We start from the raw sequence: 18,003 nt of genomic DNA, 5'->3' as shown, positions 1-18,003 counted from the left end.
GCGCGTCTTTGCTTTATCAGATGGAGAGCGCTATGGCTTGGAACGAGCCGGGTGGCAACTCGAACAATCAGGATCCCTGGGGCGGTCGCCGTGGTAATGGTGGCGGCGGCGGTGGCGGTGACAAAAAAGGGCCACCGGATCTGGACGAGGCCTTCCGCAAACTGCAGGACAGCCTGAATGGCATGTTCGGCGGTAATAAAAAACGTGGCGGCGGCGGTGACCGCAATGTCGGCAAGGGTGGTGGCCTGGGCCTGCTGGGCATCGGCCTGGCCGTGCTGGCTGCCATCTGGCTGTATAGCGCTGTCTACGTGGTCGACGAGCAGGAGCAGGCCGTGGTGCTGCGCTTCGGCAAGTACTATGAAACAGTCGGTCCCGGCCTGAACATCTACTTCCCGCCCATCGATCGCAAGTACATGGAAAACGTCACGCGTGAGCGTGCCTACACCAAGCAGGGCCAGATGCTGACCGAAGACGAGAACATCGTCGAAGTGCCGCTGACCGTGCAGTACAAGATCACCAATTTGCAGGACTTCGTGCTCAACGTCGACCAGCCTGAGGTGAGCCTGCAGCACGCGACCGACAGTGCCCTGCGCCATGTGGTGGGCTCCACTTCGATGGACCAGGTGCTGACCGAAGGCCGTGAGCAGATGGCCGTGGATATCCGCGAACGCCTGCAGCGCTTCCTCGACAACTACCGTACCGGCATCACCGTGACCCAGGTCAACGTACAGAGCGCGGCAGCCCCGCGTGAAGTGCAGGAAGCCTTCGATGACGTGATCCGTGCCCGCGAAGACGAGCAGCGTGCCCGCAACCAGGCCGAGTCCTACGCCAATGGCGTGGTACCCGAGGCCCGTGGTCAGGCCCAGCGCATCATCGAAGACGCCAACGGTTATCGAGACGAAGTCATCGCCCGTGCCAAAGGTGAGGCCGACCGCTTCGTCAAGCTGGTCACCGAGTACCGCAAGGCGCCTGACGTGACCCGCCAGCGTTTGTACCTGGAGACCATGCAAGAGGTTTACAGCAACTCGAGCAAAGTCATGGTGGCCACCAAGGACGGGCAGAACAACCTGCTCTACCTGCCACTGGACAAGATGGTCGAAGGCAGCCGCAACCCGGTCGCGCCAAGCAGCGGCGTATCGTCGGCGAATGATGCAGCCGCCGCCCGTGCGGCGCAGGACACGCAACAGCAACAGCAACCGCTGCGCACTAGGGAGAGCCGCTGATGAGCAACCGATCGCTGATCGCCCTGATCGTCGCTGTGGTACTGGGTATTGTGGCCTGGAACAGCTTCTACATCGTCGCCCAGACCGAACGGGCAGTGCTGCTGCGCTTCGGTAAGGTGGTCCAGGCGGATGTGCAGCCTGGCCTGCACGTGAAGATTCCGTACGTGAACCAGGTGCGCAAGTTCGACGCACGCCTCATGACCCTCGACGCCCCCACTCAGCGGTTCCTGACCCTGGAGAAAAAAGCGGTGATGGTCGATGCGTACGCCAAATGGCGCGTCAAGGACGCCGAGCGTTTCTATACCGCCACTTCCGGCATGAAGCAGATCGCCGACGAGCGTCTGTCCCGTCGCCTGGAAAGCGGCCTGCGTGACCAGTTCGGTAAACGCACCCTGCACGAGGTGGTGTCCGGTGAGCGTGACGCGTTGATGGCAGACATCACCGCTTCGCTCAACCGCATGGCCAACAAGGAGCTGGGTATCGAGGTTGTCGACGTTCGCGTCAAGGCCATCGACCTGCCGAAGGAAGTCAACCGCAGCGTGTTCGACCGCATGAGCACCGAGCGTGAGCGTGAAGCCCGCGAGCACCGCGCCAAGGGTAACGAGTTGGCAGAAGGCATCCGTGCCGACGCTGATCGCCAGCGCCGCGTACTGCTGGCCGAGGCCTACCGTGAAGCCGAGGAAACCCGCGGTGACGGTGATGCCCAGGCCGCTGCCATCTACGCCAAGGCCTACACCCAGGACGCCGATTTCTACGCGTTCTACCGTAGCCTGCAAGCGTACCGTGACAGCTTCTCGAGCAAGAGCGATGTATTGGTCCTGGACCCGAAGAACGAGTTCTTCCGCTTCATGGACAAGAGCCGGCCCTGAGGCTCGTTCGGGTTGGTGCCCCGCCTGGCAGCTAAAACGCCTGGCGGGGTGCATCCTGAATGAAAACGGGTGTATCATGAGTCAGCCGGGAAATTTCCCGGCTTTTTTGCGTCTGCAAGGTTGATTGGCACGCGCCGGTTGACGGTTTGCTCAGCGCGCAAGGCAATTCGAGGGTATCGGGTACGGTGGCTGCGCTGGGATCAGTGCTGCCCGTTGCTGTGCGCGATACCGGCTTTACTGACGGCTGGCCTGCGGGCGGCCGCCCGGACCAGAGGGGAAATGGCGTAATGGCAACGGTAGACCGCTGGCTGCTGCCAGATGGCATCGAGGAAGTACTGCCACCTGAGGCTGCGCGCATCGAAATCGCGCGGCGCCAGGTGTTGGACCTGTTCCAGAGTTGGGGCTACGAACTGGTCGTCACGCCGCATATCGAGTACCTGGAGTCGCTGCTCACCGGCGCCGGCCAGGACCTGGACCAACGCACCTTCAAGGTGGTGGACCCGCAGTCCGGCCGCCTGATGGGCTTCCGCGCCGACTTCACCCCGCAAGTGGCACGCATCGATGCCCATACCTTGCGCCGTGAAGGCCCAAGCCGCCTGTGCTACGCCGGCAGCGTGCTGCATGCCCAGCCGCGGGCCTTGTCCACCTCGCGCAGCCCGATCCAGTTGGGCGCAGAGCTGTACGGCGATGCCAGCCCCACCAGTGACGTCGAAGTCATCAGCCTGATGCTGGCCACGCTGCAACTGGCCGATGTGCCCGACGTGCACATGGACCTGGGCCACGTGGGCATCTACCGCGGCCTGGCCCATGCTGCCGGGTTGTCCGGCGCTGTGGAACAGCAACTGTTCGACGCCATGCAGCGCAAGGCCGTGGATGAAGTGCAGGCCTTGACCGCCGACTTGCCCAAAGACCTGGGCAACATGTTGCGCGCGTTGGTCGAGTTGTGCGGCGGCCGCGAGGTGCTGGCCGAGGCCCGCGTACGCCTGGGCCGTGCTCCGGCCAGCGTACTGGCCGCGCTGGACGACCTGCTGGCGATCGCGGATCGCCTGGCGTCGCGCTACCCGGCCCTGCCGCTGTACTTCGACCTGGGCGAGTTGCGCGGTTACAACTACCACACGGGTGTGGTGTTTGCGGTGTTCGTGCCGGGCGAAGGTCAATCGATCGCCCAGGGTGGGCGCTATGATGACATTGGCGCTGATTTCGGTCGGGCGCGCCCGGCCACTGGTTTCTCCACGGATTTGAAGACCCTGGTCACACTGGGGCGAGCGGAGGTCGTATTGCCCACGGGCGGCATCTGGATGCCGGACAGTGGCGATGCGGCCCTCTGGCAGCAAGTCTGCCAGTTGCGCAACGAGGGCCAGCGAGTGGTCCAGGCGCTGCCTGGCCAGCCGTTGAGTGCTGCCTTCGAAGCGGATTGTGATCGGCAATTGATTCAGCAAGACGGGCGCTGGCAGGTTCTGCCGCTGGCCCAGTGAGTTTCTGCGTCGGCAAAGGCCGGCAACCAAGTTTGCGTGAATGAGGACCAATGTAATGGGTAAGAATGTCGTCGTCCTGGGCACCCAATGGGGTGATGAGGGCAAAGGCAAGATCGTCGATCTGCTGACCGAACATGCTGCCGCCGTAGTGCGCTACCAGGGTGGCCACAACGCGGGCCACACCCTGGTGATCAACGGTGAAAAGACCGTTCTGCACCTGATTCCGTCCGGCATCCTGCGTGAAGGCGTGCAGTGCCTGATCGGCAACGGCGTGGTCGTTGCCCCGGATGCACTGATGCGTGAAATCACCAAGCTGGAAGAGAAGGGCGTACCGGTGCGCGAGCGCCTGCGCATTTCCCCGGCTGCACCGCTGATCCTGTCTTACCACGTGGCGCTGGACCAGGCCCGTGAAAAAGCCCGTGGCGAAGCCAAGATTGGCACCACCGGCCGTGGTATCGGCCCCGCTTACGAAGACAAAGTGGCACGCCGTGGCCTGCGCGTGGGCGACCTGTTCCACCGTGAGCGTTTCGCCGCCAAGCTGGGTGAGCTGCTGGACTACCATAACTTCCAGCTGGTGAATTACTACAAAGAGCCTGCCATCGACTTCCAGCAGACCCTGGACGAGTGCATGGCCTATGCCGAGCAGCTCAAGCCGATGATGCTCGACGTCACCGCCGAGCTGCACAAGCTGCGCCGTGCCGGCAAGGACATCATGTTCGAGGGCGCCCAAGGCTCGCTGCTGGACATCGACCACGGTACCTACCCGTACGTCACCAGCTCCAACACCACCGCTGGCGGTATTTCCACCGGCTCCGGCGTTGGCCCGATGTACCTGGACTACATCCTCGGTATCACCAAGGCCTACACCACGCGCGTGGGCTCTGGCCCGTTCCCGACCGAACTGTTCGATGAAACTGGCGCTACCCTGGCCAAGCGTGGCCATGAGTTTGGCTCCACTACTGGCCGTGCCCGCCGTTGTGGCTGGTTCGACGCCGTCATCCTGCGCCGCGCCATCGACGTCAACAGCATCTCGGGCATCTGCCTGACCAAGCTGGACGTGCTCGACGGCCTGGACACCATCAGCATCTGCGTAGGTTACAAGGATGCCAACGGCGAAGTGATCGAAGCACCGACCGACGCCGACAGCTACATCGGCCTGCAGCCGGTGTACGAGCAACTGCCGGGCTGGAGCGAGTCGACCCTGGGTGCCAAGACCCTGGAAGAACTGCCCGCCAATGCGCGTGCCTACATCACCCGCATTGAGGAGCTGATTGGCGCGCCGATCGACATCATCTCCACCGGCCCGGACCGCAACGAAACCATCGTGTTGCGCCATCCGTTCGCCTGATCGGCCTGCCAGGTTGACCTGACGCCGCGTCCCTGCAAGGGGGCGCGGCGTTTTACATTGTGCAATGCCTGTTGCGGGCAACCGTCTCCCCCTCTCGCAGATTGCTCAACCTTGGCGCTTATCCCCGCTGCCCCGGCACAACCCTTGCTGTAAGAAATATCTGTCGATGCCATCAAAATAGTGGCGCCAGAAAACACGAGGGTTACACCGTGTCTGCCATCCTCTCACTGTTACGAAGCCGCCTCTTGCGGCCTGTCTTTGTGGCCCTGGGTATCGCCCTTTTGGTGCAGGTACTGGTGGCTGTTGCCCTCACGCGAAGCACAGTCACTGCCCTTGAGGCCGACCTGAGCGAGCGGCTGGGCCAGGACAGCCAGCAACTCACTGGCGACCTGGAGCAGGCCGGGCAAGATGTGCGCGCCGGCCTTGACGGGTTGTCCAGCAGTACCCGCCAGCGCTTGAGTGCAGGCCTTTCGGAGCGCCTGCAGGCCGAACAGCAGCAACTGCGCGCCACCCTCGAAAAAAGCCTGAAGGAATCGGCCAACGATATGGCCGAACTGCTGGCTTCGGTGGCGCCCCGGGCCATCTGGGACAACGATGTACCGGTGCTTTCCGATTTCGCCCGGCGTGCCCAGCGCAACCCCAACGTGCTGTTCGTCATCTACGACGACGCCCAGGGCCAGCACCTGACCCGCTACCTGAACCGGCAAAACCCCATCAACCAGGCCCTGATGGAAAAGGGGCAGGGTGAGCGTGCGCTGGACAAGGTCATCGAGGCGGCCCGCCGCGACCCGGCTGTGTATGTCGTGGAGGCACCCATCAACCCCAATGGTGCGGAGATCGGCAAGGTACTGATGGGGGTGTCGACAGCGGGCATCGACCAGCAGCTGGCGGCCCTCGACCAACGTTTCGCTGCCCTGATTGCCAGTGGCGAGCAGCTGGTGGGCGACAGCCTGGTGGGCGCTGCCGCCGACAGCGGCAAGACCTTGCGTGAGCGCCTGGAAAAGGCGCAAGGCAGCGCCGCCGCGATGCAGGCCAATACCGCACAGACGGTTCGTGATGCAGCAGGCGAGCTGCGCTGGCGCATTGGCCTGGGCCTGGTAATGGTAGGGCTGGGGGTGTTGCTGGTGGTGGCCGTGGTGCTGGGCCGGCGGGTAGTGAGCAAGCTGCGCCTGCTGATTGCGGCGCTCGACGACCTGGCAGCCGGTGAAGGCGACCTGACCAAGCGGGTGCGTATGGACAGCCGTGACGAGATCGGCGACATGGCCTCGGCCGTGAACCGTTTTGTCGACAAGTTGCAGCCCATCGTTCGCGAGGCCGGTGAGGTGGCCCAGCGCACCGGGGTGGAGATCGGCGCCATGGCCCAGCGTAACGCCGGCGCCGATGCGGCTGCCGCGCTGCAGCGTGATGAAGTGGCTGCCAGCCTGCGCGACTTGTCGAGCATGGCCGACGAGGCCCAGGCCGAAAGCCATGCGATGCAGGCCGCGCTGCAGCAGGTGGTGGATATCCGCCAGGCGACCGATGAAAACACCCGCACTTCTACCCAGTTGGCCGGCCTGATCGAGAACCTGGCTGGCCAGGTGGATGCGGGCTCCCAGGTAATCGAAAGGCTGGCCAAGCAGAGCGAGCAGATCGAGGTGGTGCTGACGGTGATCCATGGCATCGCCGAGCAGACCAACCTGTTGGCCTTGAACGCCGCCATCGAAGCCGCGCGTGCCGGTGAAACGGGCCGGGGCTTCGCCGTGGTCGCTGACGAGGTGCGTGCCCTGGCGAGCAAGACCCAGAGCTCTACCGGGGACATCCAGGCACATATCGCCGCCCTGCAGAAGGGTGCCAAGGAAGCCGTCGCCACTATCAGCCAAGCGGGGGTGAAGGCCAATGAAGGGTTGCTGGTGCTGCGTGACAACGAGCGCCGTCAGCAGTCGGTACAGGCGGCGGTGGAGCAGGTGCACGCGGCCATCGGTTTGGCCACCCGTGCGGCTGAGCAACAGGCGAGTGGGGCCCAGGCGGTGCGGGGGCGGGTCGAAACCATCCACGTCCAGGCCGAGCGCTCGGCCGAGGTGGTGATGCAGACCACCGCCAGCAGCAAGGTACTGGATGACCTGGCGGCGCAGTTGCGGGCAAGCTTGGGCCAGTTCCGTGCCTGAGCTATCCCAGGCACCCACGCCACCCCTGTGGGATACAGGACTCATGGCCTCAAGGCTGCTAGCTGAAACTGTCCAACTTTTGTGGGGCAGTCCATCACTGTGGGAGCGGGTTTACCCGCGAACACCGGCGAAGCCGGTGCCATGCACCGCGCTGCCTGCATCGCGGGTGAGCCCGCTCCCACAGGATGGGGGTTCACCGGCGAAAGCGCATGATCAGGCGGAAGCGCCCAACTGGCCTTGGCGTCGCAGCAGGGCTGCGGGGCGTTGGCGGCTGAAGTACCAGACGAAGAAGGTCACCAACGAGACAGACAGCAGAATCAGGCTCCCATAGAGGCACCCACACTGCTAGTCAGAAAAATTGCGCAATCCTTGTAGATGAAGCTGTCTTCCACAAGGTCTCAAAGCTGGCGCAATCACTGTGGGAGCGCGCCGCGCTATGCCTGACGTTGTGCGCTGGTCAGGCCTTGTTCAGATACATCCGCGTAGTCAGCAAATACACCGGCAACCCCGACACCACAATCAGCAGCGCCGCATACGGCGCCGCTGCCGCGAACTCGACATTGGCCGTGTGCGCCCAAACCTCGGTGGCCAGGGTAGTCATGCCGGTCGGGCTTAGCAGCAATGTGGCGGTCAGTTCCTTCATGGCATCCAGGAACACCAGGGCAAAGGCGGCCGCCATGGCGGGGAAGATGATCGGCAACGTGACCCTGCAAAATGCCGTGAAGCTGCTCGCGCCCAGCGTTCTGGCGGCCTCTTCAAGCGTCGGCGAGGCCTTGTTCAGCGCGGTGCGTACGGGTGACTGGGCCAACGGCAGGAACAGCAGCGCATAGGCCAGCAGCAACAGTGCCGACGTCTGGTACAGCGCCGGCACGTAGTGCAGAGCGAAGAACACCAGCGTCAGGGCGATCACCAGCCCGGGCAGGGCGTGCAGCAGGTACGGCAGGCGCTCTGCCCAGATGGCCAGGCGGCCTTTGTAGCGCACCACCAGGAAGCTGATCGGCAAAGCCAGCAGTACGCAGAAGCCTGCGCCGCCCAGCGATACCGAAAGCGATGTGAACAGGGCCTTGGAGATGGCTGCTACCGGAAAGGCGGCCGACGAACCCACACTCAACCAGTAACCGAGCATCGCCAATGGGATGCCGCTGCCCAGTACCGCCAGGCCCAGGCAGAACAACTGCGCGGGCAGTGCCCAACCGCCCAGCCGAACAGGTTGCGCCCGGCGCGCCACGCCCTGGCCGATGCGCACATGGCGAGCCTTGCCGCGTACACGCAGTTCCAGCCACAGCATCACCAGGCACATTGCCAGCAGCACGGCGGACAGCATGGCGGCATTGGCGTTGCTGAACTCCAGTTCGAACTGTTGGTAAATCGCCGTGGTGAAGGTCTGCAAACCGAGGATCGAAAGGGCGCCGAATTCCACCAGCATGTGCAAGGCAATCAGCAGTGCGCCACCGAGCATCGACGGCCAAAGCAGTGGCAGGGTGACCTTGAGGTACACCCCCCAGCGGCTGCAGCCCAGGGTACGCGCCGACTCTTCCAGGGAGGTGTCGAGGTTGCGCAGGGTGGCTGCCACGGGCAAGAACACCAAGGGGTACTTTGACAGGGCCATTACCAGGATCGCCCCGCCCAGGCCTTCGAAGTCCGAGCTCAGCGATACCCAGGTGAAGCTGCTGACAAAGGATGGCACCGCAAAGGGCAGGCACAGCACTACCCCCCAAAGCCTGCGACCGCGCAGGTTGCTGCGCTCGAGCAGCCAGGCCAGCGCCAGGCCCACCACCATGCAGGTCAGCGTTACCCCCACCATCAACAGCAGGGTGTTGCGCATCAACCCCCATACGAAGGGCCGCCACAGCAGGTGCAGCGCCTCTCGCCAGCCGGCTTCCCAGGCCTTGATGGCCACGTAGAGCAAGGGCAGCAGGCTCATGGCGACCAGGAACAGTACGGGCAGCACCACCCAGACAGAGGGGCGCTTGCGGCGCGGCACGAAGCGTACCGGCGCCGGCTGGGTCAAGGCGGCAGTCATCAGAGCAGGCCGACCTCACGTTCGAGTTCAATCGCTTCCTCTGCGTTGCCCAGGTCGGCTGGCGATATCTTAGGTGGGCGCAGGTCTTCGAACGGCTTGAGGCCGCGGTCAGACACCATGCCTTTGTGCAGTGGGTACTCGGCGGTGGTCTGGGTGATCACCCGCTGGCCTTCTTCGCTGGCCATCCAGTTCAGCAGGGCCTGGGCCTCCTTGGGGTGTTTGCTGGCCTTCACGGCCGCAGCACCAGAGATGGTCACCAGGTTGCCGGCATCGCCATCGGCCAGGTAGTACAGCTTGGAGTCGAGCTTGCCGCGCTCGCGCTCCAGGGCGTACCAGTAGTAGTTGTTCACCAGCACCGCAGCCACTTCACCTTTTTCAACGGCTTTCAGCGCCACCATGTTGTTGGTGTAGGTCTTGCCGAATGCTTTCAGGCCCGTGAGCCATTCTTCGGTGGCCTCGCGGCCATGCATCTTGAGGATGGCCACGGCCTGCTCCTGGAATGCACCGCTGGTCGGCACGAAGCCGACGCGCCCGTCCCATTCAGGGTCGGCAAAGTCCATTACCGTGGTGGGCAGGTCTTTCTCGTCGATCTTCTTAGGGTTGAACACCACCACACGGGTACGGGCGGTAACGCCCATCCAGCTGCCGTTGGCGGCCACATATTCCTTGGGCAGCATGTTCAGGGTAGCGTCGTCGATCTTGGCCAGCAGGCCCAGTTCGCCCAGGTTGTTCAGCGGCGGCGACTCTTCGGTGTAGATGATGTCGGCGGGCGAGCGGTCGCCTTCCTCGATGATCTGGCTGGCCAGCTGGTTACTGCTGCCTTTGCGAATATTGATATGGATGCCGGTCTTGGCCTCGTAGGCCTTGGCGATGGCTTCGCCGATTTCCTTGTGCTGACCGTTGTACATGGTCAGGGTGACCGGGGCGTCTGCCATGGCGGCCGGAGCGCCGATGACCAGGCTCAGCACGGCGGCAGCCAGGGTGCGCATCAGCGGTTGCGGGCGGATCGTCATGCGGGTACTTCCTCGCTTACGGCTACATATTTGGAAACAATGGTAAACGAAATCGTTTCTCAAGTGGCCACGTGAGAAGAAATTCATGGTTGGGTGCCGCCATCACTTACAGGCAACCACTGCCGTCACCGGCGCCACCGGGTACCTCAGGCCATCCTCCTGGCGAACATCCACGAACCCGGCATTGCGCAGCCGCTGCGCCAGTTCGCCGGCTGGCAATACATGCCGCCCTTGCATGCGCATATGCAGGTAATAAGGCAGTACCCGCGCTGCCGTGTGCCGGTTGCGTGGCACTTCGGCGTGGCAGCACATCAGCACACCGCCGGGGTTGAGCGCCGTATGAAGTCGGCGTATCAGCCCATCGAGGTCACGGGCGAAGTGGAACACCGACGAGCACCAGATCAGGTCATAGCCACTGCCAAACCCGTCATGGTCCAGATCACCACCAATGATATTCAGGCGCTTCTCCAGCCCGGCGCGCAGAATATTGTCCTGGGCAACGGCGGCGGTTTCGGCGAAGTCGAACACCGTGCCCTGCAATGCCGTGAACCGTTCAGCGAGGGCGATGGCAACCAGGCCTGGCCCGCCGCCCAGGTCCAGCATGTGTTTCAGGCGCGTGGCGTGCGGCAGCCGGTCGACCAACTGGCACGCAACGTCGGCTGTCACCGCTTGCTGCTCCTGGGCGATCTGCACCCGTGCTGCCTCTGCCCAGCGGCGGGCCATCTCTGGGCCGGGCGCTGCAGCCGGCGGCAGGCCGTTACGTAGCGCCTGCTCCAGGGGAGCGCCTGCCTGGCGCAGTACCTGGTGTCGAAACAGTAGGGCGTCACCGCAGTAATCATCGGCGCTGCGGCTCAGGTAACGGCGGGCTGTATCGCCATTGCGGTACTGGTTGCCTTGCTCATCACGCTCCAGCAGCCCTTGGGCCCAGAGCATTTCCAGCAGGTAGCCCGTGTTGAAGGGCTCAAGATCCAGCGCCTTGGCCAATTGCGCGGGGGCAGTGAAGTGCTGCAGGTGATCGAACAGTTCAACCGTGAGTGCCGTGCGCAGGGCGTCGGCGGCCAGGCCTGCCAGTTGCAGGTCCCAGCAGGCTTGAAGCGGGTGAGGGGTAGTCAGGTCCATGCTCATTGCAGGCTCGCTCCATGAGAGAAAGCCAGATGCTAGATGAGAATGATTCTGTATTGCAAATCCGGCTGGACATTACAAAACCAGCAGGCAAGAAAAAACCCACTAGCAAGCTAGTGGGTTTTTGTATGGTGCCCAGGAGAAGACTCGAACTTCCACGACCGTTAAGTCACTGATACCTGAAACCAGCGCGTCTACCAATTCCGCCACCTGGGCAAAGCTTTACATCGTCTGGTGAAGGCGATTATTGTTCGCTTCACACAGTAGTAACAGATCCTTGGTCATCTATTACTTGAAAATCTTGGTGCCCAGGAGAAGACTCGAACTTCCACGACCGTTAAGTCACTGATACCTGAAACCAGCGCGTCTACCAATTCCGCCACCTGGGCACACATTCGAGATAAAAGATGCTTTACAGCGCCGTTCATCTCTACTACAACTGCGGGGTTGTCCGTCGTTGTGGTGCGCACTATACGGATGCCTCCGAGGGCTGTAAAGCCCCCGATCAAAAAAAATCTCAAAAAATTCAACTTGTTGATTTCACGAGCCTATTCCCGTTCGCCGGACACGCCACTGGGGCTGTCCAAGGCTGACATTTCCGGTTTCAATACGCCTATGCCAGAATTCCTATCTATATACCCCAAGGTGAACCCCTTCTGATGGCCGATTGGCAATCCCTCGATCCCGAGGCCGCTCGCGAAGCGGAAAAATACGACAACCCCATTCCCAGCCGTGAGCTGATCCTGCAGCGCCTCGCCGACCGTGGCGAACCGGCCGCACGCGAGGAGCTGGCGGCAGAGTTCGGTCTGCACGAAGAAGACCAGATCGAAGCCCTGCGTCGGCGCCTGCGGGCCATGGAGCGCGATGGCCAGCTTATCTATACCCGGCGCGGCACTTATGCCCCGGTGGACAAGCTGGACTTGATCTGCGGCCGCGTGTCCGGCCACCGCGATGGCTTCGGCTTCCTCATCCCCGATGACGGTAGCGAAGACCTGTTCCTCAGCCCCTCGCAGATGCGCCTGGTGTTCGACGGCGACCGCGGCCTTGCCCGTGTCTCGGGCGTCGACCGCCGCGGCCGGCGCGAAGGCGTGCTGGTCGAAGTCATTTCCCGAGGCCACGAAAGCGTGGTGGGCCGCTATTTCGAAGAAGGCGGCATCGGCTACGTGACCCCCGACAACCCCAAGATCCAGCAGGAAGTGCTGGTAACGGCGGGGCGTAATGGCGGGGCAAAAATCGGCCAGTTCGTCGAGATCAAGATCACCCACTGGCCAACCCCGCGCTTCCAGCCGCAAGGCGACGTGGTGGAGGTCATCGGTAACTACATGGCCCCAGGCATGGAAATCGACGTTGCCCTGCGCAGCTACGATATCCCCCACGTATGGCCCCAGGACGTGATCAAGGAAGCGCGCAAGTTCCGCTCCGAAGTCGAGGAGAAGGACAAGGAGAAGCGCGTTGACCTGCGCCATCTGCCGTTCGTCACCATCGACGGCGAAGATGCCCGCGACTTCGACGATGCCGTGTATTGCGAGCCGCTGGGCAAGCTGCGCATGTTCTCCGGTGGCTGGCGCCTGTACGTGGCCATCGCTGACGTCTCCAGTTACGTTCGCCTGGGTTCGGCCCTGGATGTGGAAGCCCAGCAGCGGGGTAACTCGGTGTACTTCCCGGAGCGTGTGGTGCCGATGCTGCCGGAGGAGCTGTCCAACGGCCTCTGCTCGCTGAACCCGCATGTCGATCGCTTGGCCATGGTGTGCGAAATGACCATGAACAAGGCTGGGCAGATGGTCGACTACCAGTTCTATGAAGGGGTGATCCATTCCCATGCCCGCCTGACCTACAACAAGGTCAGCAGCATGCTCGAGCATTCCCGCACCCGTGAAGGCAAAGCCCTGCGCGAGGAATACAAGGCGGTCGTGCCAGACCTGAAGAACCTCTACAACCTGTACAAGGTGCTTCTGGATGCCCGCCATACCCGCGGTGCCATCGACTTCGAAACCCAGGAAACCCGCATCATCTTCGGCGAAGAACGCAAAATCGCGGAAATTCGCCCCACTGTGCGTAACGATGCGCACAAGCTGATCGAAGAGTGCATGCTGGCTGCCAACGTGGCCACTGCCGAGTTCCTGCAGAAGCACGGCGTACCGGCCCTGTACCGCGTGCACGACGGCCCGCCGCCGGAGCGGCTGGAAAAACTGCGCGCCTTCCTGGGCGAGCTGGGCCTGTCGCTGCACAAGGGCAAGGACCCGTCGCCGAAGGATTACCAGGCCCTGCTGGCGAGCATTGCCGAGCGCCCGGACTTCCACCTGATCCAGACGGTGATGCTGCGCTCGTTGAGCCAGGCGGTGTACAGCACCGACAACAACGGCCACTTCGGCCTGAACTACGAGGCGTACACCCACTTCACCTCGCCGATTCGCCGTTACCCCGACCTGTTGGTGCACCGCGCCATCCGCAGCATCATCCGCTCCAAGGTGGATACCCCGCACGTCAAGCGTGCCGGCGCCATGAGCATCCCCAAAGCCCGCATTTACCCGTACGACGAGAACACCCTCGAGCAGTTGGGTGAGCAGTGCTCGATGACCGAACGCCGGGCCGATGAAGCGACCCGTGACGTGGTCAACTGGCTCAAGTGCGAGTTCATGAAGGACCGTGTGGGCGAAACCTTCCCGGGTGTAATCACGGCGGTGACGGGCTTTGGCCTGTTCGTCGAGCTGACTGACATCTATGTGGAAGGGCTGGTGCACGTCAGCGCCCTGCCGGGCGACTACTACCACTTCGACCCTGTGCACCACCGCCTGTCCGGCGAGCGCACTGGCCGCAGCTTCCGCCTGGGTGACACCATCGAGGTGAAGGTCATGCGCGTCGACCTGGACGAGCGCAAGATCGACTTCGAGGTGGCCGACAAGACCCTGGCCGCGCCGATTGGCCGCAAGCAGCGTGGCGCAGTCCCTGCCGGCGCCCCGGCCGAGCAGGCGCAACCGGTGGAAGCCAAGGCCACGCCGAAGCCGCGCAGCCGCAAGAGCGAAACCGCCGAAGCGTACTTCCCCAAGGACGCCGTGCAGCGCAACAGCGAAGTGCGCAAAAGCCGCGAAATGAAAAAGGCGTTGATGACCGAGGCCCGCAGCGGCGGTAGTGCCAGTGGCAAGTCCGACAAGGGCAGCAAGGCCACCGGCAAGCCCACCAAGCACCGTAAAGGCCCGTCGAAGTCCGGTACCCAACGCAAGAGCAAGAGCAAGTCATGAGTCAGCTGGAAAAAATCTACGGCGTGCATGCCGTGCAGGCATTGCTGCAGCACCATCCGAAACGGGTCAAGCAGATCTGGCTGTCGGAAGGGCGCAGCGAGCCGCGCCTGCAGGCCTTGCTGGCGCTGGCTGCCGACAACCGCGTGGCGGTCGGCCAGGCCGAGCGCCGCGAACTTGATGCCTGGGTCGAGGGCGTTCACCAGGGCGTGGTCGCCGAGGTGAGCCCTAGCCAGGTGTGGGGTGAGTTGATGCTCGAAGAGTTGCTCGAGCGCACCGAAACCCCGCCGCTGATCCTGGTGCTCGATGGCGTGACCGACCCGCACAACCTGGGCGCCTGCCTGCGCACTGCCGATGCGGCCGGTGCGACGGCGGTGGTGGTGCCCAAGGACAAGTCCGCCACCCTGACGCCCGTGGTGCGCAAGGTGGCCTGCGGAGCCGCAGAGGTGATCCCGCTGGTAGCTGTAACCAATTTGGCACGCACGCTCGAGAAACTGCAGCAACGCGGTTTGTGGGTCGTGGGTACCGCCGGTGAGGCTGAGCAGGAGATCTACCAGCAGGACCTGACCGGCCCGCTGGTGATGATCATGGGCGCAGAGGGCAGGGGCATGCGCCGCCTGACCCGTGAGCATTGTGATTTCCTGGTCAAGTTGCCGATGGGCGGCAGTGTCAGCAGCCTGAATGTGTCGGTGGCCACCGGGGTTTGCCTGTTCGAAGCCGTGCGTCAGCGCCAGGCCAAGCGCTGATACTTCCTGTCCGCTCTTGCTTGTCTCCATTCTCCACATGTAAGGCACTTGGTCTTCAACGCCAGTCGCGTGTTACCGAGTGCCTTCATTAGTGGGCTGAGTGGCAGTGCCGCCTGTGTCCGATTATAGCTGCATGGTTGCAAACATCCTTCGTTTACACCTGGCAGTTCTGCCAGTTGAGGGGCGCTCCATCTGCTTGTACTAATTACCCATGCGTCTATCTAGTCGCCACTGTTTGCTTTCGGGTAAGGGCCGTTGGGGGTAAATGGGAGATTTGCATCATGCGGGTTTCGAACACGTGGAAAATGTTTTGTACAGTGTCGTTGCTCTCTGCGCTGGTACCTGGTCAGGCTGTTGCGGCCGGCGCAAGTACTGAGCCGTTAGGCGGGGTAAGTGGTTGTCCGCAAACGAGCACTGACAACTATGCCTCCTACATAGCCGGTGACTGGCAGACGCCAGTCCCGGGTCAGTTGCAAAAAGTAATCATCGCATCAGATCCCCAAGCGTTTCGTGTAGTCACTAGCCGAAATCCCTATGATGAATCCAGGGATGAAACAAAATGGAAGGCGGTGTTGGGTGAAAGCTACATGGCCAGTTTACGCATCCAGCGGCAGGGGGATGCGTATGTTCCCCTTATCATCAATGGCGATATAACTGACTTCGGGCATGGTAAGGAGCGAAGCGCGGTGCAGGGCCGCTTCAAAATGGCCCCCTCCTTGAAGCCAGGGCCCTTGATTTTGCCTGGACTGGGTAACCATGATTACGATCAAAATGTAGATGATTGCACCAATAACGGGTGTGCTCGCGATGCGGTGTGTGACCATATTGCGTGGGTTGAGATAATCCAGAGTAAATCCCGGGGGGTCAATTTCGATCACAGGTTCACCTCTGGCGGCGGAGCCCCCTCGAAACATACCGGGTCCCTCTCGTACTCAGTCGATGTGGGGAAGTTGCACATCGTGCAGTTGAATCTCGAACCCACGTACACAAGACAGTTTGAGGGTGGCACGCTTGATTATCCCATTTATTTCGAGATCCAGAATTCCATGAATTGGCTAAGTGCAGATTTGCGCGATGCCAAACGCCGAGGTCAGGTCAGTATTGTAAATTTGCATAAACGAACAGGTTGGAAGGATCCGCAAGTGCAGACCGGTGCGTTCAGGGCCCTCCTGGAAGAGACGGGGGTGATCGCAGTGTTTGCGGGGCACTATCATACTCAAATTGGCCGTAAGACGACGATTGGGAAAGTGCCTGTTTTTCAAACGGGGGCGCTGCTCGACCGGTCCTACCTTGCCCTGTATTTTGATTGGCACGAGAATATTCTTCACGTCAAGAATGTCGTAAATACTGCAGATGCAGGCGAATCGTTCGTCCGCTTTGGGCCTGCGCCACCCCCTCCGAATGATTCGCTGCACGTTGAACTCTTCAGGGGGCATTCATACACCGGTGAGGCCTGCTCGCTCTATGTACTGCCTGGGGCCGAGAAAACGTGGATCGACAGGTCGAAATGCCCTCGTCAAGCCAACAATTATTATATGTCGATGAAAGTGCGTGGGTATGTGCCTAGCATGGGGCAGTTATGCCTTTCAGGGACGGGGACCAGGCGCTGCTATGGCGGGGATTACCGAGGTGACTTTTCCATTCCTCAGTTTCAAAACTTGAATCCTTTGCCTGAGGGGCTCAAGCGCAGTGGGTGGGGCTTGGCATCTCAGGGCTTTTATACCCTTTCGCTCGGCCTATGAGCTGGCGGGGTGCTGAGCTTCCTAGCTGTACAGGATCGAGGTACTGGTCCGCTCACCAGGATGGGCCAGTTTCCCGGCAGGCGGACGGAGAGTGGACGGCGACGTCGTCGCTCAAGCGAACAAGCCAGCGTTCGGTGTCGGAGCGTGAGCTCCCAGCCCCTATCTCATCGCAGCTCACGCCTGGCTGTTCAAATAATCACCAATCACCTTGCTTGTACGCGCGGCCTTCTCTACAATTGCGCCCCTTGCCGACCTGGCAGGCGCGCATGTGCCTCCCCACCGTGCAAGACATACAGTGTCATTCACTCCTTGTCTGACCAGATTCGCTGGCAGACTACTAACCCGTAAGGAGCATTCATGCGTCATTACGAAATCATCTTCCTGGTTCACCCGGACCAGAGCGAGCAAGTCGGCGGCATGGTTGAGCGTTACACCAAGCTGATCGAAGAAGATGGTGGCAAGATCCACCGCCTGGAAGACTGGGGCCGTCGTCAACTGGCCTACGCAATCAACAATGTTCACAAGGCTCACTACGTGATGCTGAACGTTGAGTGCACTGGCAAGGCCCTGGCCGAGCTGGAAGACAACTTCCGCTACAACGATGCCGTTATCCGTAACCTGGTCATCCGTCGTGACGAAGCCGTTACCGGTCAGTCCGAGATGCTGAAGGCTGAAGAAAACCGCAGCGAGCGCCGTGAGCGTCGCGAGCGTCCTGAGCATGCCGAGTCCGCCGATGGCGACGACAGCAATGACAGCGACTCCAGCGATAACGCTGACGAGTAATCCACGGACCTTTAGAGGAGCCTATTAAATGGCACGTTTCTTCCGTCGTCGTAAATTCTGCCGCTTCACTGCTGAAGACGTGAAAGAGATCGACTTCAAAGATCTCAACACCCTGAAAGCTTACGTATCCGAAACCGGCAAGATCGTTCCAAGCCGTATCACCGGTACCAAAGCTCGTTATCAGCGTCAGCTGGCTACCGCTATCAAGCGCGCCCGCTTCCTGGCCCTGCTGCCCTACACCGACAGCCACGGCCGCTGAGACCGGGTCGTCGACAAGCA

Annotated in this window: 13 protein-coding genes and 2 tRNA genes; 10 read left to right on the top strand and 5 right to left on the bottom strand. The window is 61.9% G+C overall.

Annotation, left to right across the window (positions count from 1 at the left end):
* Window positions 1–32 precede the first annotated feature (32 nt).
* The 5 genes from hflK to IAE36_RS18995 all read left to right on the top strand — a co-directional run bounded on the left by hflK (window position 33) and on the right by IAE36_RS18995 (window position 7,059).
* Complete coding sequence (hflK, locus tag IAE36_RS19015; protein ID WP_201214010.1) at window positions 33–1,223, top strand: FtsH protease activity modulator HflK; 1,191 nt, start codon at window positions 33–35, stop codon at window positions 1,221–1,223.
* A complete protein-coding gene (gene hflC, locus IAE36_RS19010; RefSeq protein ID WP_028631832.1) occupies window positions 1,223–2,092 on the top strand; it encodes a protease modulator HflC in 870 nt (289 codons plus the stop codon). The genes hflK and hflC overlap by 1 nt, the downstream gene beginning before the upstream one ends.
* A 287-nt stretch (window positions 2,093–2,379) precedes the next feature.
* Window positions 2,380–3,567, top strand: a complete 1,188-nt coding sequence (locus IAE36_RS19005; RefSeq protein ID WP_201214008.1) for an ATP phosphoribosyltransferase regulatory subunit — start codon at window positions 2,380–2,382, stop codon at window positions 3,565–3,567.
* A 55-nt stretch (window positions 3,568–3,622) separates the two neighbouring features.
* Window positions 3,623–4,915 (top strand): adenylosuccinate synthase, encoded by a 1,293-nt coding sequence (locus IAE36_RS19000; RefSeq protein WP_060480686.1) that lies wholly within the window; start codon window positions 3,623–3,625, stop codon window positions 4,913–4,915.
* Window positions 4,916–5,124: 209 nt separating this feature from the next.
* Window positions 5,125–7,059 carry a methyl-accepting chemotaxis protein gene (locus IAE36_RS18995; protein ID WP_201214006.1) on the top strand — a complete coding sequence of 645 codons (1,935 nt, stop codon included), beginning with the start codon at window positions 5,125–5,127 and terminating at the stop codon, window positions 7,057–7,059.
* A gap of 457 nt (window positions 7,060–7,516) precedes the next feature.
* On the opposite strand, the gene IAE36_RS18990 is transcribed toward IAE36_RS18995, so the two are convergent.
* The 5 genes from IAE36_RS18990 to IAE36_RS18970 all read right to left on the bottom strand — a co-directional run bounded on the left by IAE36_RS18990 (window position 7,517) and on the right by IAE36_RS18970 (window position 11,606).
* On the bottom strand, window positions 7,517–9,082 hold the full coding sequence (locus IAE36_RS18990; RefSeq protein WP_028631828.1) for an ABC transporter permease: 1,566 nt from the start codon (window positions 9,080–9,082) through the stop codon (window positions 7,517–7,519).
* Window positions 9,082–10,095, bottom strand: coding sequence for an extracellular solute-binding protein (locus IAE36_RS18985; RefSeq protein WP_028631827.1), 1,014 nt, complete (start codon window positions 10,093–10,095; stop codon window positions 9,082–9,084). Before IAE36_RS18985 ends, IAE36_RS18990 begins: the two co-directional genes overlap by 1 nt.
* A 102-nt stretch (window positions 10,096–10,197) precedes the next feature.
* Complete coding sequence (locus IAE36_RS18980) at window positions 10,198–11,220, bottom strand: methyltransferase domain-containing protein (RefSeq protein ID WP_201214004.1); 1,023 nt, start codon at window positions 11,218–11,220, stop codon at window positions 10,198–10,200.
* A 126-nt stretch (window positions 11,221–11,346) separates the two neighbouring features.
* Window positions 11,347–11,433, bottom strand: a tRNA-Leu gene (locus IAE36_RS18975).
* Window positions 11,434–11,519: 86 nt separating this feature from the next.
* A tRNA-Leu gene (locus IAE36_RS18970) sits at window positions 11,520–11,606 on the bottom strand.
* A gap of 270 nt (window positions 11,607–11,876) precedes the next feature.
* Here IAE36_RS18970 and rnr point away from each other — a divergent pair.
* From rnr to rpsR, 5 genes are all read left to right on the top strand, one after another.
* Window positions 11,877–14,456 carry a ribonuclease R gene (rnr, locus tag IAE36_RS18965; RefSeq protein WP_201214002.1) on the top strand — a complete coding sequence of 860 codons (2,580 nt, stop codon included), beginning with the start codon at window positions 11,877–11,879 and terminating at the stop codon, window positions 14,454–14,456.
* Window positions 14,453–15,199 (top strand): 23S rRNA (guanosine(2251)-2'-O)-methyltransferase RlmB, encoded by a 747-nt coding sequence (gene rlmB, locus IAE36_RS18960; RefSeq protein WP_028631824.1) that lies wholly within the window; start codon window positions 14,453–14,455, stop codon window positions 15,197–15,199. Before rnr ends, rlmB begins: the two co-directional genes overlap by 4 nt.
* Window positions 15,200–15,480: 281 nt before the next feature.
* Entirely contained in the window at window positions 15,481–16,941 is a 1,461-nt protein-coding gene (locus IAE36_RS18955; protein ID WP_201214001.1) for a metallophosphoesterase, read from the top strand.
* Between the two features lie 357 nt (window positions 16,942–17,298).
* Window positions 17,299–17,724 (top strand): 30S ribosomal protein S6, encoded by a 426-nt coding sequence (gene rpsF / locus IAE36_RS18950; protein WP_013974420.1) that lies wholly within the window; start codon window positions 17,299–17,301, stop codon window positions 17,722–17,724.
* 28 nt (window positions 17,725–17,752) lie between these two features.
* Window positions 17,753–17,983 carry a 30S ribosomal protein S18 gene (gene rpsR / locus IAE36_RS18945; RefSeq protein ID WP_003249563.1) on the top strand — a complete coding sequence of 77 codons (231 nt, stop codon included), beginning with the start codon at window positions 17,753–17,755 and terminating at the stop codon, window positions 17,981–17,983.
* Window positions 17,984–18,003 lie beyond the last annotated feature (20 nt).

Origin of the sequence: Pseudomonas sp. S36 (assembly GCF_016647875.1) — a bacterium.
GTDB classification, from domain to species: Bacteria; Pseudomonadota; Gammaproteobacteria; order Pseudomonadales; family Pseudomonadaceae; genus Aquipseudomonas; species Aquipseudomonas parafulva.
The sequence above is the reverse complement of the archived record's forward strand: the minus strand, read 5'-3'. Positions and strand labels throughout refer to the sequence as shown.